Here is a 13,879-nt window from a genome sequence, read left to right as displayed (position 1 = left end):
TAGCAGGCAATGACTCCTGTGCGGTAATATGAAACAACTGGCTGCCGAGAAGTGCAGATTAGGTCCTGCCTGCTGCAAAACGCCCCCATTGGAAACAATGGGGGCGTCAGAATGATGATATCATAAACCCTGTATCCGGATTATCACATACCTCTTATTAAAAACACCTCTGCCTCGTATCTACCATTGGCAACCGCCTCTTCGTGGGTTTCATAATAGATGTCCACAACATTTCCTTTGATGGAAGCCCCAGTATCCTCCACTAAATAAATAATCTCTTCAATCCGAATCCTGCTGCCCAATGGAAACACATCTGGATCAGCAGCAACCGTATAATCTGGCCTGGGAGCGGTCCCTGATTTGGTAAAATGGTTTTCCCCGGTACACAATTCACAGCTACAATAACCAGTGATTTCAAACATGCCGCAGGATTCTTCCCCGGCGGTTCCCTGGGAACTGGCCTGTAAGGGAACGTCCGTATCTGCCTGTTTTTCCTGCGCTGCTTTGTTTATCCGGTCATCCTTGATATCCTGGACCCCCTCTGTTTCCAGCCCGCCCTCCCCAGAAATTGTATCCTGAATCACAATTATTCCTGGTGCCTCAACTGTATTGCTTCCATCCGCTGTCTGTACCTCTATGTCTCCTTTAAGGGGCAGAGCATAAGAATCAAAAAAATCCACCTTCAGCAGTAACATCGCCGTAAAAAACAGGACAGATAAGAAAATTCTTCTGCACAACTTGCAATCCCCCCTTCGTTATTATAAATTATATATCGGCTGTTCAGCAGAAATTCTAAGCTAAAACAGGACAGAAGGCGTTTTTTTCTCATGTGGGCTTAGTAAAATATATCCGTATTTGGGTTTATGAGCCTCAGATAGATAAGAGGGAAGGGGAGAAGCTCCTCACCATTATAACGCATGATATCAATTTCTAAAGAAGCGGTTGAATATAACACAAAGCAGACAACCAAGGATAAGAGTCAGCAGGAAAAAGGCACACAAAAGCAACGGAACGATATTGGCCGTATTTTCAGCAGTATGGCAAATGTTTGCATTATCAATGGACGTATCCAGAGATTCTGACTTTATCAAATTCCCACTCATAATCATTAAGTAAGTACTGTAAGCCAGAGACTTTATTGTCAGAAGGTCTGACCTCAGAAGGAGTGGCAACAGACATAAAACATCACATCCTTTATTCAATTTTAAACAATGGGAGTTATCAAGAATTGATATATTGATATATAGAAAGAACAAGGAACCTCACCCCTGTTAACTATTCGTTAAACGGCCCAATGTTTCGCGAAAGCCCATTCATAAGGGTGGTAGTTGCAAGGTGCGCGACATTCATTTTCCCGTAGGAGCGCACCTGTCTGCAACTATTTGCGAAACAGTAGTTTAACGATATAGTTATAATTCACATCAATTATTTAATTCACCCATTGCCATTTTATATAATGATTTATTCATACGATTTAAACCATTTTCCAGATTATCTTCCACAAATTCAAGGCTACCTCCATCCGCAAGGATAACAGCGGCAAGAGTAGGCATAACCTGTCTTTTTATCCAGGTCTTTTTCTCGTCCATGGTCTTTTCATACTTTGGGACGGTTATCTTAAGTGATGATACACCATCCATAAAATCAGCCCAAACAGGATATGTAGAACAACGAGAACGATTGATGTCGTCAAGCTCAATCATCCGCATGTAATGCCCTAAAACACCAACAGCAACAGCGCCCAGAGAAATACCGGATGTAAGCATTTTAGATACACTGACCGCCCGGTCATTCTTAAGTTCAAGCTCCCAACGGACCCAAGGATTATCAATGTGGGTGCCAATCGTGGAAAGCTTGCGATTGCGTTCCAATTGCTTGTCATAAACCCTTAAAAAGATATCACTTGTACGACTACCAAAGTACACCGTATGGCCTGTTTTACGACCGGATACTTCTGATTCAACGACATTGCGCATATTACGGAATTTTGAGACAATCTGGGTATTCCGATACAGGTCACACACATCATCCGTGGTAAAATAATTACAGCCGATATCGTCTATCGCCACATCAATCCTGGTAACATGACCATTATCACGTATGCGTTCCAGGAGAGCCACCATAAAAGTACTATCAAAATCTATGTCGTACCCCTCACCAAAGGGGGTATTTATTTTCAACGTTTCCGAAAAACTACGGACCAGTTCACCTATGGCAGAACCGGCCACATCAATATGTATACCCATGTCCGGGTTGCCATCACACAAAACGCTGAGTGAATAGCCGTTAAGCCGAAACATGGTCCTGTAACCACGGGCACCTTTTGGCATCCGTGTAAAATCATCCATCACATAGCCGAACATATCCAGCACATCCACAACATCAGCCGTTGACATGACCGTGAACGACAGCCAGTCAACAGACACAACCAACCCATTAGCCAGGGTTATTAAGTTTCCTTCCATCCCGACCTCCAATGTATTTAGTACCCCCGTATTACCCTACGGGGGTTTTACAAGCCATCCCCAGCAAGGGATATGGCAGAACGTAGGTATTCCGCACAATGACGAATCTAAACCGCTGTCTGGCCTGGAACTGAGAGTGGACAAGGAAATGCGGGATTGCACCCACAAGGGGCTGGCTGAACCAGGATAGAACAGCCAGCATAAGGAGAAATGCAAAAAAGCCGATTACTGCTTACAGATAGCCAAATCACAGACATAGCCACGGTTATTGTATTCCACGTCAACCAGCATACCGGGACGAATCTCAGCGACACACTTAAGATTTAAGTTATCGCTAACAAAGATAGAGCTAACAGATTCACCTTCCACCTGCGCATCCTTAAAAGCTGAATGCAGTGTAACCCCCTTTACAGGATTGCCAGTTTTGCGACTTACATAATCAACGGACTGAATACCCAAAACTTTAACTTTCATAAACTTACCTTCCTTTCAATATTCTATTTTCAACGTACCACCCGGAGCGTATTCATCAATCCGGGAGGGCAGTATTTCTGCCTAGCTTATACAATGACGGTTTCCAATGCACCGACAACAACCGCTTGAACATTAAAACCTTCCATCTGCATTCATACGGGGTGTGGACCGTTGCGCAATTAAGCGACCTGCATTAAAGGGGAAGGGGCTAGGCCCCTTGCTCTATCTCTTTTAAACTCCTGTCCAGCTTTTGTAATAAGCTGAATTTTTCCCTCGCTATAAGAATGGATTGTTCATTGCCATTTTCCATTGAATCAAACATATCTTCCGTAACCATATCTTTGTATGCACGGAAAACCTCTTTCTCTTTCTTTGTCATTTCTCTTTCCCCTTCCTTTTTCTGCATGAATCTGATATACTCAAATTGAGATAGTAGCTCCATTCTCACTGCTACACTGTATAACGTTCTCGTTGCTATGGAGCTTTATTAACTTTGTAACTATAGTATACTACATCTTGCGTAAGATGTATATTGACATCTTGCACAAGATGTTAGGCTTTTTATTGTACATCTTACACAAGATGCATGAGGGAACAATAAATGAGTGATTTTAATGCAACAAAATACAAAAATGAATTCAACAAAGAATCATATGATAGAGTCAGTATAAATTTTCGCAAAGGCCAAAAAGCTGTTATAGAAGCCCACTGGAAAGCAAAGGGATACAAGTCTTTAAACGCATATGTAAACGACCTAATCACCCAGGATATGGGGCGGACAGAAGAAAAGCAAGGCATCCATATCCAGAATAGTAATGGGGTAGTGATAGGCGGCAACAACAACAATGGAATCGTGATTGGTGACAACAAGGGCAATATAAACATGTAATTTATAAAAAGTTCCTCCCTGTCAATTCTATACAATCAGCAGGGGGGGGGGTCTTTTTTGCAGACGATAATTGCGAATGTCATACATGCAGTAATAGCCATACTAACGTACAAATATACAGCGATAATATGCATCCAGCTAATCCTTATAATCATCATCCACGCTCAATCCAGGACAATACAGGAGCAAACGGAGGAGCTTAAATGGATGGAATTGAAGCATCAGCAACTACACAACCAGAAGCATCTGGACAAACAGGAGACAAGTCCGAAACATCATCATCGGCAGTGACATCTGGACCAGTCAGACAAGCGGTCGGCGGGGCCCCTTGCTCCCCTTCCTCGCGCTTATCTGCCCTGTCCAGGAGCGCAAACGTATCGTAAATGCAATAGTACTTTTTCCGGCATTGAAAGAACTCACTCCCAACCTTTTCTTTCATCGGGTACCATATCTTTACCTTGATAAAAAGGTTAGTGGGAGAGAGCAGGAGACAGGACAAAAAGATACCCTTCCAGCCCATGTTATTTACCTTGCGATGGACATATTCATACTCTATCAAGCCACGAACCTGTCTATCTAACATACGGTCAAACTGAGCGCAAAGGATGATAAAAAAACCAAAGTGCCGATGCATGGTAAAAAACCAGTTCCAACGCTCCCGGCCCTTGACGGACCAGTCACGCGCATTAAATAAAAGCTGTGCTTCATCAATCACCAAAAGGATACTATCTTCTTTGCAAGGCCGGCCCGCAAAATAGGTGCGAGAGAACGACACAAGTTCGTCCGGGTCAAGCTCCCCATTGGGAATAAAATGTATATCCTTTTTACGCTTAACATGGATATTATCAGCATTAAGAGGAAAGTTACAAATGATTGGAGCACCACGGCGGCACCAGTTATAAATGGTCCTGGCAGTATCCAGGGATTTACCGCTCCCTGGTGTACCAGAGTATAAGACAATCATGCATACACCCCCTTAATCAATCGCATTGATAGTACGCAAAATTGCGCTGAAAACATAGTACGTAGCAATAGCAGTACCCCAGGCTGTCAAGATGGAAATAAAGTCACTGATAGGGACAAAATAGTTCAAAAAACCGATGTACGGAATCGAGATAATATTATCAATAAATCCACGGAAAGGCGAATCTGGAAGAAGGTCCATAATAACCGCCAGCATGGAGCTAAACGCTTTCATAACAACAGACATATAACTACCCCCTTATGAGCTCACGGGTTGTCGATATCAGCCCAGCAATAAACAGTAAATCTAACATAGTACGCAATATTTTAACAGCCGCATCCCATTCAGTCATATCAACAATAAAAGTATGTTCGTAATTGATATTTTGATAGTGAATCTTAAACGGGAGCTCAAACCGGGGAACCTCAGACGATGCATTCATGGCCTTGACCAGATATATTACATCAAACGGTATGCAAAACGGAAATTTGTCGGCAATACTGGTAGGTAATTTCATGTTTTCCACATCTTCGTCCGTATCGCCCGGCTCCAATTTATTATTAAGCATAGCTTCAATCGTGGCAGGAATCGCTTCAACTTTGGCAAGGATAGCCGCAAGGGTAGTCTTTGTTTCCGTGTCCTCACCTTCAACCGGGACGTCCGTGGGTGCAACCGTGGGGACAACAACATCCGCCCCCCAATCAATTGCAAAACCTGCATTTTTAAGAGCGGCTTCCAGTTCTTCAATGCGGTCCATGGCATCCGACAATTCGTCCATCAATTGGGCCGCAAGTTCGCCCGTTTGTGGCAGGGTAATAACCGTAGGGACCACCTTTGGTTCCATCGTTTGTGCATCCTGGTTTATCCCAATAACAGGCATACCAACAATTTCTTGATTCATGATATTATCCAAAGCTTTATTTGTTAAATATGCCGTAGCGGCGGCCTCATTTTGGAAGATGGGAATGGGGAACTCTTTAATTTGTTCCGGAGTCAAATCAAGACCAGAATTGATAGAAATATTAAAATCATTATAGGCCTTATATGCACCTGTATCTATATCATATTTAACAGTATGACCATACAAATTAAGGCCATATATAGAACCAATCGTAGGGGCAGTATTGCTAAGATATTTAAAATGTATCGTCCATTTATTAGAAGATGAATTATAGATAGTAGGATAACCAACAGGAACATTTTCACTAGCAAGCGAGGATGGAAGGTAAATATAAGTTTGAGTCAAATATATAGATTTACCTGTATAATGATAAATGCATTTACCATATTTGGCAGGTTTCGTCCAATGGTCCATATTTTCAGTGACAGGGGCCAGCTCCTTAATATAATCAAGAGCCGCCGAACCATACGAGGAAAACGTACTGAGATACCCTTTAATGCTAGTAGCATAGTCAGCGGCAGTACCCTTAACACCATCCACCCAACCGTTTAAAATACCAGTTCCAAGCGTGATATCTTGACCGCCAACATCGGCCCAGTCCATATTCATCCAGTCTGTCATAGCGTCAATTTGTTCACGGGCCTTTGCCTTGATTTCAGCATTTTCCCCGTTGTACTGCCTGTCATATAACCATTGACTGTATGACCCAAGTTCCCCACGCTTTCCTTGCTCCAAATAATCATCGTAGCCAGTCCAGGAGCCCAGCCAAGACTGTACACCGGATAGGGATGTATCCACCCCATTCGCTGATAACAACGTATCAAATATGTATTCTGATACGGACGGAACAGCGGCAGGAGCGGCAAAGGCCGTAAGAGGAAAGGAGAGAAGCAAAACCGTAACAAGAAACAAGCTAACAACACGTCTTAATGTTTTCATAAATTCACTCCTTTAATGACTGTGGGACAGTCATTACTATAATGACCGTCCCACAAAATAGTTGCTTATGCTTTACCTGCAATCCGCTTAAATACCTTAAGGCCGATTGTGATAACCAGACCAGCGCCAACCAGCGGTAATGCAATAGGTATCACCCCATTGATAGCAGTCGTGGCAGAGCTTGCAATGGATGTGCAAGCAGTGATTAACGGGTCAGCCGCGTCACCCTCAGCGGCAAAAGATGTGATAGTGCAAAGAGCCAGGGGAGCGCTCACAGCAACACCAGCAACAGCACAACGCATAGTAGTGACCTTGTTTTCAAATCTTTCCTTCAACATAAATTCTTACCTCCAAAATTAAATTTTTTTAAATATATTGATAACCACATGGATACTTAAACCTGCCAGCATGGGTAAGCATCCAAGTAGGAAACCAGCGCCAACAAAGGGAGCGTACATCGTAAGTAAATCTTCAACAATCATTTTAAGCACACCCCCAAAATCTGTAAAAAATCAGGGAGTAACAGCACCCCTAAAGAAAGAAAAATAACAGCAATTAAAAGTCTATCATAATCATTGTCATTCATTGAATCAACTCCTCAAAAAGCGGCTGAATATAACACATAGCAGACAGCCAAGGACAAGCGCCAACAAGAAATTGGCACACAAAAGCAACTGTACAATATCGGCTGTATTCTCAGCAGTGCGATAAATGCTTGCATTATCAATGGACGTATCCAGAGATTCCGACTGCATTAATTTCCACTCATAGTCACTAAGTAAATCCTGTAGGTCAGCGGCATCATTGTCAGATGGATTGACCTCAGAAGGAGTGGCAACAGACATAAACATCACATCCTTTTATTCAATTTTAATCAATGGGATTTATCAAGAATTGATATATAGATTGGGTGATGAACCTCACCCCTGCTAACTATTCGTTAAACTAGACTTTCGCGAATAGTTGGAGGTGTTACTTATGTCTGCTATTGAGTTGCGTAAAATTTTATTATTGAGTGTTTTATTGGTTGTTGTTATTTTATATCCTTTGACTACTTTTGCAATGGTTGCTACTTCTTCAGACGCTAAGGAACTTCCAGTTTCCACGTTTAGTAATGCATTGCCATCCCAGGATTATATGGAATCGGATGATTTTGATACGTTAGATTTTGTGCCTTTTTCTGATGCTGGTATGCCTAGTGTATCTAATACTGTATCTTATACTGGTTTGCGCCTTGTTACTGAATATTATGATATGCATGGTGTTTTACGGGAGGCTTTTGTTCCGTTTAATTCTGAATTTTATGCGTCTATTGGATTGCCTAATGATTGTGTGTCTGTATTAGGTTTTCGTGTTCGTTTATTAAAGGCTTCATTGCCTGCATCTGGTACTTATAAAATGTCTGTTCGTTTTGGCTCTAATACTGGTCTTGAATATTATGATTGTTATGTTAATTCTACAAAGGGGAATTCTAACGCTGCCCCGCAATATAATGATGCATATATTAATTTTGTTCAGCAGTCTGGTGATTGGTATACTGATTTAAATATTGATGTTGGTTCTGTTAATTTTATTGATGTTGGTGTGCATGTTAAGGATACGGCTACAACTGTGTATCCTTATGGTGGTTATGTTAGTGTATCTTTTATTAAAACTACTGTTTCACCAGATTATACAACAGCTGGGGGGTCACAGACATCACAGGATGTGCAAAGTAACATTGCTGATAATACAGCCCAGCAGGTGGAACAGGGGGACACAATTATTGAGCTTATCAAGAATACGATACAAACTATTTCTAGTCAGCTTACGGCTTTTTGGAATCAGCTTGCGGGTGAGTTTACAAATCTCTATAACAAAATGAACCAGCAACATTTGGAAAGCATGGATAAGGTGGACGAACAAATAGACAATGATAATACTAATACGGATAAAGTTACTACAGCCATTGAGTCCCATGGAAATTTTATCATTGAGGGTTTGAAGAAACTTTTCATTCCCTCGGATGAATATTTTAAGGCTTATTTTGATGACCTCTATAGTTGGTTCAGTGAAAGGTTTGGGTTTCTCTCCTTCCCTATTGATTTACTATTAGAGGTCATTGATATTTTTGTTAATTCATCCCAGACAGACTGTGTGTTGGTACTCCCCTCTTTCACTATCATGGAAAATCTGCTCTGGCCTGAGATGTCTTTTAACCTGACTGTATTTTTAAATACAAATTTTTCTTTTGTCGTTGTTGCGATTAAGACTGTAACAAGTATCTATTTGGTAATGGCATTTGTGCAGTTATGTGAGGAAAAATGGAATGAGGTGATGATGAATTGATTTTGGAAAGTGTGTTTAACCTCTTTTCTTCTGCCTTGAAACTGATATTTGGATGGATTAATCTTCCAGAGTTGCCGGCAGAGATACAAACGGTAGTGGATTCACTCTTTCAATACATGCGTGCTGGTCTTGGATTTGTATTCTTGTTCTTTAACATGGATTTGGTTAAAATTATGTTGCCGTTCGTGATTGTGGTGGCGAATTTTGAGAAGGTTTATAAGATTGTTATGTATGTGTTGCGTAAGATTCCTTTCCTGGGTATTGAGTGAATGGTTGGCATGGCTGCCGGAACCGCACCAGCGGTGCGGTCCGGTAGCCATTACTTGACAGTATAAACACTTAACACTCATTTTTATAAAAACAGGGGGAAATATGGAACCGTATAATGTCAAGATAATCACTTATCCTGACCTTACAAAACAGTATCGTATTTATCATAATACGATTGGTACGGATGATTTAAGTATTCCTGTACGGCCTCATAAGAAGGGGGAACGGAATCCATTTGACGGTAAGGTTTGTAAGGAAATATTGGTTGATATAAAGGACTATAAAAACCATGTGGATGAGGTGAGTATAAAACGAACAAAGAAAAAGGTCTATGATTATGCTAAATCAAATGAATGGGAATGGTTTGTCACTTTTACTTTCAGTCCTGATAAAGTGAATCGTTATGATTATGATGAATGTACAAAGTATCTTAGTAAATGGTTTAATAATCTAAAACGTTCCTCTCCTGCTCTCTCCTATCTGGTTGTTCCTGAACAACATAAGGATGGCGCATATCATTTTCATGGATTATTTAGTGGGATGAATGAACATCAGATAGTATGGACTGGTAAGTATGTTATAAAGCGTGTCCGTGGGCTTAGAAGTAAGTTTGTTCGTACGAAAGAAAAGATATATAAGATAGGCAGTTATAAGTTGGGTTGGATGACGGCTACAAGGGTTCGTGAGATGGAAAAGGTCACGTCCTACATAACAAAGTACATCACGAAAGATATGTTGAACGGTCTGCATGGTAGAAAACGTTATTGGTGTTCCAGGAATTTGGTTTTGCCTTTGGAAGAGGTTTTTATCCTGGATGCCACAGACCGGTTCATTCTGTCCCAGGAACTGGATGACAGTTCAAGGTTCAAGAAGGTTTCGCAAGTGTGTTATGGGGACATGACCCAATCAGTTAATATATATGAGGTTTGATATCAGTGTAGCTTATAAATTGATGAATGTCAAGGTGTTTAAGGAATGTAACACATGTATCTTCCGGAGCCGGGCTGGCCGGGGAATTTCCTGCAGCAAAAATGTGTTACAATGAAATGAAAGGTGATGTGATTATGAAAAGTGCTAAGAATAATATACGTTCATTTAGGTATTCAGACAGAGTGGCGGAGATTCTGGAAGCAATGGAAGGTGATAGTTTGAACGCAAAGTTTGAGAATCTGGTACTCTTTTGTTATGACAGACTGCCAGAGGTAAAGTCTAAGTATGAATCCTATAAAAAGATGGCTGATAGGGAATGGAATGAGTTTATGGAACTGTCTGATTTGCGTGATTCTATCAAGAGAGATTTAAACAACATTGATTCCCGTCTCCGGTCATTGGATGACCTTATGTCATATGTAGAGAGAAAGTGTAACATAATTGTTGATAAAAGAAAAGAGGGGAATCAATGATAAATAAAATATGGTTATGGCTTAACTCTCCCTGTCAACGGCAATATACGCATATTGAATTAGCCTTGCTTTGTATACAGGTGTTGGCTTTTACGAATGCTATCATTTTTTCTTTATTATGATTCCGATAATAGTTGCGATAATAAAGATGGCAATCCAAAAGTTTGGTGATTCAATATTCATGGTATTCTCCTTCCAGCGGAGCAGCGCGTACTGCTCCGTTTTTTCATGAGTTTCTTTAACCAGTCTTTGAGATAGATGACTTTTCCAGTTTACTCTTCTGCTCTGTCCGGTTCTGCTGGGCTTCATAGTCATTTATATATTTTGTAATTATGATTGATGCCATTTGACTTTCAGTTCTCATCTCTTTGTCACATAATGTTTTGAATTTCTCATATATATCTTCATTTAGTATTGTTTGCACACGTGGCTTTTTTGTTGGCATAATTTCCCTCCATGGTGTTGACAGTTACTCACTTTTATGTTATTGTAAAAGCAAGTAGTGAGTAACCGATACTGACGGTACTCACCAAATGTCAAAGTGGTTGTTGTAGGTGCATTGGTAACCTTCCGAAAATCTGAGTCATTCCGAATAGGTGTAGGGGTACAACTATTTTACCATGATTTCAGATTTTTGTACATACTGGCTGAGGAAACAGCTATCCGTGTAAGTCGGTATATCTGTTCGGTGTTTAAGAAGTCTCCGGCCGTGCCATATCAGCGGTAAAGTGGTATGGATGTTCTGGACACAATTCCAGAGGGGAGATATTTTCCTGTATCTCCTGTTAGATATTTGAATACTGGTTGAATGGTTAAGGAGGTATGTTATGAAAGTACAGGGTGAATTTAAATTTTTAGGTGTTGAAAAAAGGCAGGGCTTCAAGGACCCGTCCCAGACATTTTATGTCGCTGGCTTTGCTCAGGGATTGGATTCTCTTCGCTGCTATGTGGATGCGGAGGCATATGGCAGGTATTCCGGTATTGAACCTTATTCCGATGTAATGGCGGAATTAGAATATAACCCGGTATCGGGTAAGGTTGCACTTGTGGGCATTAACTAGAAAGGAGGATTTAAGGTGAAGTTGTATCAGTCTTTGAAAAAGTATGGCACTCTCCCGGTCGCTACTGGTCTTATGGCAGTTTCATCTTTTCCGGCTTTGGCATCCGAAGCTGGGGCCACTGTCACATCCACGGACTGGGCGCCTATCATTTCAGCTATGACGGGTCAGATATCCGTGTCGACGGTAGTGGGTGTGATTGCTACAGCCATCGGTGCCGGCATCGGCCTGGTGTTCATGTGGTGGGGCGGTCGCAAGGCAGTCCGTACACTCATGTCAGCATTCCGTAAAGGTAAGGTGTCCATGTAGCTCAGGGTTGGGGGTGGCGGTTGCCACTCCCTTTTTTTATTTGGAGGTTGTCATGTCTTTTAAATGGTATATGGGTTCCCTGGACATTGGGAATGTGTTTAAGGTCTGGAAGTATAACAAGGAATTCCGTAAACAGCATCCTGAGTATTTTGACCCGGATGGGATTATCGTTTTTTGTGGGATGCAGGGAGCCGGTAAAACAATCAGTGCTGTCCAGTATGTACAGAAACTTTGTGAACTGTATCCCCAGGTAAAGGTGTGCAGCAATATGGATTTGCGCCTCCCGGATGGCATTGAAGTATATCCCTGGGACGGTGTTCATTGCTTCACAGATATTAATAATGGTTATGCTGGTGTGATTTATCTGATTGATGAGATACATCTGGAATTCAATTCCCTGGAATCGAAAAAGATGGACAGCAATATTTTTACGGTCGTCTCCCAGCAGCGTAAACAGCGGAAACATATTGTCGGCACATCCCAGGTATTCAGCCGAATTGCGAAACCTTTCCGGGAGCAGTTTCGCTATGCGGTCGCCTGTCGCACGGTGCTGCGGTGCATTCAAGTCAATGCGTTGATTGACGCGAAAAATGCCCGGGAGGTTGACGGCGAGGTCGTTGCCAACAGTATCAAGCGGTTTTTCTGGTTCCACTCTCCTGCGCTTTATGATAGTTATGATACATATGCGGTGATGAATCGGTATCGCCAGGATTGGGGGTGATTGGATGCAGGTTGCAATTGGATTATTTGCGGATGTGATTCGGGAAGCAATGCCCTATGCAATTGTGTTTGCTCTTGGCCAGCGGGTTGTTTCATTGTTCCTTGGGATGGCCTTTAGAGGGGATGTACGCTTATGATGTGGAGGAGGATGTATTGTGTATTACTTTGTTTGGTTCTGTGTGCTTTATACTGTTTTCGGTCTTTTGCGGATGAGTATACGCTCACTGAGGAGGATTTTATGGCTCCTGAGGGATATCCTCAGGCTGAGACGAATGATGTAAATGGGTGGCTTTCCAGTGTTCCTGATGAGGATATGGACTTTGACCAGTATCAGCAGATAATGGAAATCTTGTATCCTGAGCTGGCGGAGGAGGATGAGGAAGATGAGGATGATATGGCTGATATTGAGGACGATGATGACATGGAAGATATTCCTGTTGCTTCTGGTTCTAATGCTCGCGTTGCTAGTGCTTCTAATGCTGGGCGCACAAAAAAGGCCCAGACGGTAGCGAATATTCTGACTGTGAATTCTCCTGTGGTTTATAGCTCGTATACGCCTTATGATTCGTCTATTTCCACCACAGTGATAACTTATATGTCGGATGTGCTTCCGAAGCTGGGGAACGTCCATTATGTGCTGTTCCGCCACGGACAGTATGCGTACCGTTTGGTTTATGCAAAGGATATGATTTGTAATGGTACTACGTTCACGGCGGAGGATGCGCAATATATTGCCTATGATTCCCGGTATTATACTTGGTCAGCCGGCACGGAAGGTTCTTTTCGGCTCCAGGCGAATAATTACATCGTATACAGTGACCTTGCGGAATATCCGATGCTCCAGAGTGAGGGAACATATTACTGGCTGATTATCTTCATTGCCGGGGTAGCATTCCTTTTTGTGATATACCGCTCTCTGTTCAGTCCTGGCCGTGTACGGATATGATGGGACATCTTCATTTCCTTGTCCGCTGACAGTGCCAGGGGATTTATGGGTACGAATCGTAATCGTTTTGTATATCTTCGTTTTGGATTTATGTAACACATTTTCGCCTGCAGGTGATTCCAGGCCAGGCCGGAGCCAGCTGTGTCGTGTGTTACAGATAATGATCTCTCGGAATCTTGAGTGATCATGCCAGCAAAACTCTGGCATTGAACT

At 42.0% G+C, this 13,879-nt stretch carries 19 protein-coding genes; 10 read left to right on the top strand and 9 right to left on the bottom strand.

Annotated elements, in window-relative coordinates:
• Window positions 1-143 precede the first annotated feature (143 nt).
• From LI015_RS07725 to LI015_RS07710, 4 genes are all read right to left on the bottom strand, one after another.
• Window positions 144-737: a 3D domain-containing protein gene (locus LI015_RS07725; RefSeq protein ID WP_227124482.1), complete on the bottom strand. Its 594-nt coding sequence runs from the start codon at window positions 735-737 to the stop codon at window positions 144-146.
• Between the two features lie 684 nt (window positions 738-1,421).
• Window positions 1,422-2,465, bottom strand: coding sequence for a replication initiation factor domain-containing protein (locus LI015_RS07720; RefSeq protein WP_054354263.1), 1,044 nt, complete (start codon window positions 2,463-2,465; stop codon window positions 1,422-1,424).
• A 225-nt stretch (window positions 2,466-2,690) separates the two neighbouring features.
• The gene (locus LI015_RS07715; RefSeq protein ID WP_054354264.1) at window positions 2,691-2,939 is read right to left on the bottom strand and encodes a hypothetical protein; all 249 of its coding nucleotides are present in this window, start codon (window positions 2,937-2,939) and stop codon (window positions 2,691-2,693) included.
• 208 nt (window positions 2,940-3,147) lie between these two features.
• A complete protein-coding gene (locus LI015_RS07710; RefSeq protein ID WP_227124480.1) occupies window positions 3,148-3,318 on the bottom strand; it encodes a hypothetical protein in 171 nt (56 codons plus the stop codon).
• 222 nt (window positions 3,319-3,540) lie between these two features.
• Between LI015_RS07710 and LI015_RS07705 the strand changes: the two genes are divergently transcribed.
• Window positions 3,541-3,828, top strand: a complete 288-nt coding sequence (locus tag LI015_RS07705) for a hypothetical protein (RefSeq protein ID WP_054354266.1) — start codon at window positions 3,541-3,543, stop codon at window positions 3,826-3,828.
• A gap of 199 nt (window positions 3,829-4,027) precedes the next feature.
• On the opposite strand, the gene LI015_RS07700 is transcribed toward LI015_RS07705, so the two are convergent.
• The 4 genes from LI015_RS07700 to LI015_RS07685 form a co-directional block, all read right to left on the bottom strand.
• Window positions 4,028-4,792: a zonular occludens toxin domain-containing protein gene (locus LI015_RS07700; RefSeq protein ID WP_227124479.1), complete on the bottom strand. Its 765-nt coding sequence runs from the start codon at window positions 4,790-4,792 to the stop codon at window positions 4,028-4,030.
• Window positions 4,793-4,804: 12 nt separating this feature from the next.
• Window positions 4,805-5,038: a hypothetical protein gene (locus LI015_RS07695; protein WP_227124474.1), complete on the bottom strand. Its 234-nt coding sequence runs from the start codon at window positions 5,036-5,038 to the stop codon at window positions 4,805-4,807.
• Between the two features lie 4 nt (window positions 5,039-5,042).
• Window positions 5,043-6,632 (bottom strand): hypothetical protein, encoded by a 1,590-nt coding sequence (locus tag LI015_RS07690; protein WP_054354271.1) that lies wholly within the window; start codon window positions 6,630-6,632, stop codon window positions 5,043-5,045.
• Window positions 6,633-6,697: 65 nt separating this feature from the next.
• Window positions 6,698-6,970: a hypothetical protein gene (locus LI015_RS07685; protein WP_054354272.1), complete on the bottom strand. Its 273-nt coding sequence runs from the start codon at window positions 6,968-6,970 to the stop codon at window positions 6,698-6,700.
• A 640-nt stretch (window positions 6,971-7,610) separates the two neighbouring features.
• On the opposite strand from LI015_RS07685, the gene LI015_RS07680 reads away from it, so the two are divergent.
• The 4 genes from LI015_RS07680 (at window position 7,611) to LI015_RS07665 (ending at window position 10,633) form a co-directional block, all read left to right on the top strand.
• On the top strand, window positions 7,611-8,960 hold the full coding sequence (locus tag LI015_RS07680) for a hypothetical protein (RefSeq protein WP_227124471.1): 1,350 nt from the start codon (window positions 7,611-7,613) through the stop codon (window positions 8,958-8,960).
• Window positions 8,957-9,229: a hypothetical protein gene (locus tag LI015_RS07675; protein WP_002567670.1), complete on the top strand. Its 273-nt coding sequence runs from the start codon at window positions 8,957-8,959 to the stop codon at window positions 9,227-9,229. The genes LI015_RS07680 and LI015_RS07675 overlap by 4 nt, the downstream gene beginning before the upstream one ends.
• 103 nt (window positions 9,230-9,332) lie before the next feature.
• Window positions 9,333-10,160: a rolling circle replication-associated protein gene (locus LI015_RS07670; protein ID WP_227124469.1), complete on the top strand. Its 828-nt coding sequence runs from the start codon at window positions 9,333-9,335 to the stop codon at window positions 10,158-10,160.
• A 134-nt stretch (window positions 10,161-10,294) separates the two neighbouring features.
• Window positions 10,295-10,633, top strand: a complete 339-nt coding sequence (locus tag LI015_RS07665) for a hypothetical protein (protein ID WP_227124468.1) — start codon at window positions 10,295-10,297, stop codon at window positions 10,631-10,633.
• A gap of 238 nt (window positions 10,634-10,871) precedes the next feature.
• Here the strand turns inward: LI015_RS07665 and LI015_RS07660 are convergent, their stop codons facing one another.
• Window positions 10,872-11,078 (bottom strand): ribbon-helix-helix domain-containing protein, encoded by a 207-nt coding sequence (locus LI015_RS07660; RefSeq protein WP_227124466.1) that lies wholly within the window; start codon window positions 11,076-11,078, stop codon window positions 10,872-10,874.
• Window positions 11,079-11,460: 382 nt separating this feature from the next.
• Here LI015_RS07660 and LI015_RS07655 point away from each other — a divergent pair, with 382 nt between their 5' ends.
• The 5 genes from LI015_RS07655 (at window position 11,461) to LI015_RS07640 (ending at window position 13,666) form a co-directional block, all read left to right on the top strand.
• Window positions 11,461-11,694, top strand: a complete 234-nt coding sequence (locus LI015_RS07655) for a hypothetical protein (protein WP_002567674.1) — start codon at window positions 11,461-11,463, stop codon at window positions 11,692-11,694.
• Between the two features lie 15 nt (window positions 11,695-11,709).
• Window positions 11,710-12,000, top strand: a complete 291-nt coding sequence (locus LI015_RS07650; protein ID WP_002567675.1) for a hypothetical protein — start codon at window positions 11,710-11,712, stop codon at window positions 11,998-12,000.
• Between the two features lie 52 nt (window positions 12,001-12,052).
• Window positions 12,053-12,721, top strand: coding sequence for an ATP-binding protein (locus LI015_RS07645; protein WP_227124465.1), 669 nt, complete (start codon window positions 12,053-12,055; stop codon window positions 12,719-12,721).
• A 4-nt stretch (window positions 12,722-12,725) separates the two neighbouring features.
• Window positions 12,726-12,857: a hypothetical protein gene (locus tag LI015_RS28190; protein ID WP_264468358.1), complete on the top strand. Its 132-nt coding sequence runs from the start codon at window positions 12,726-12,728 to the stop codon at window positions 12,855-12,857.
• Window positions 12,858-12,958: 101 nt separating this feature from the next.
• The gene (locus LI015_RS07640; RefSeq protein WP_227124463.1) at window positions 12,959-13,666 is read left to right on the top strand and encodes a hypothetical protein; all 708 of its coding nucleotides are present in this window, start codon (window positions 12,959-12,961) and stop codon (window positions 13,664-13,666) included.
• Window positions 13,667-13,879 lie beyond the last annotated feature (213 nt).

It is taken from the genome of Enterocloster sp. 210928-DFI.2.20, from assembly GCF_020554465.1.
GTDB lineage: Bacteria > Bacillota > Clostridia > Lachnospirales > Lachnospiraceae > Enterocloster > Enterocloster bolteae.
Note: the sequence above shows the minus strand (reverse complement) of the source record. Positions and strands in the feature narration are given on the sequence as shown.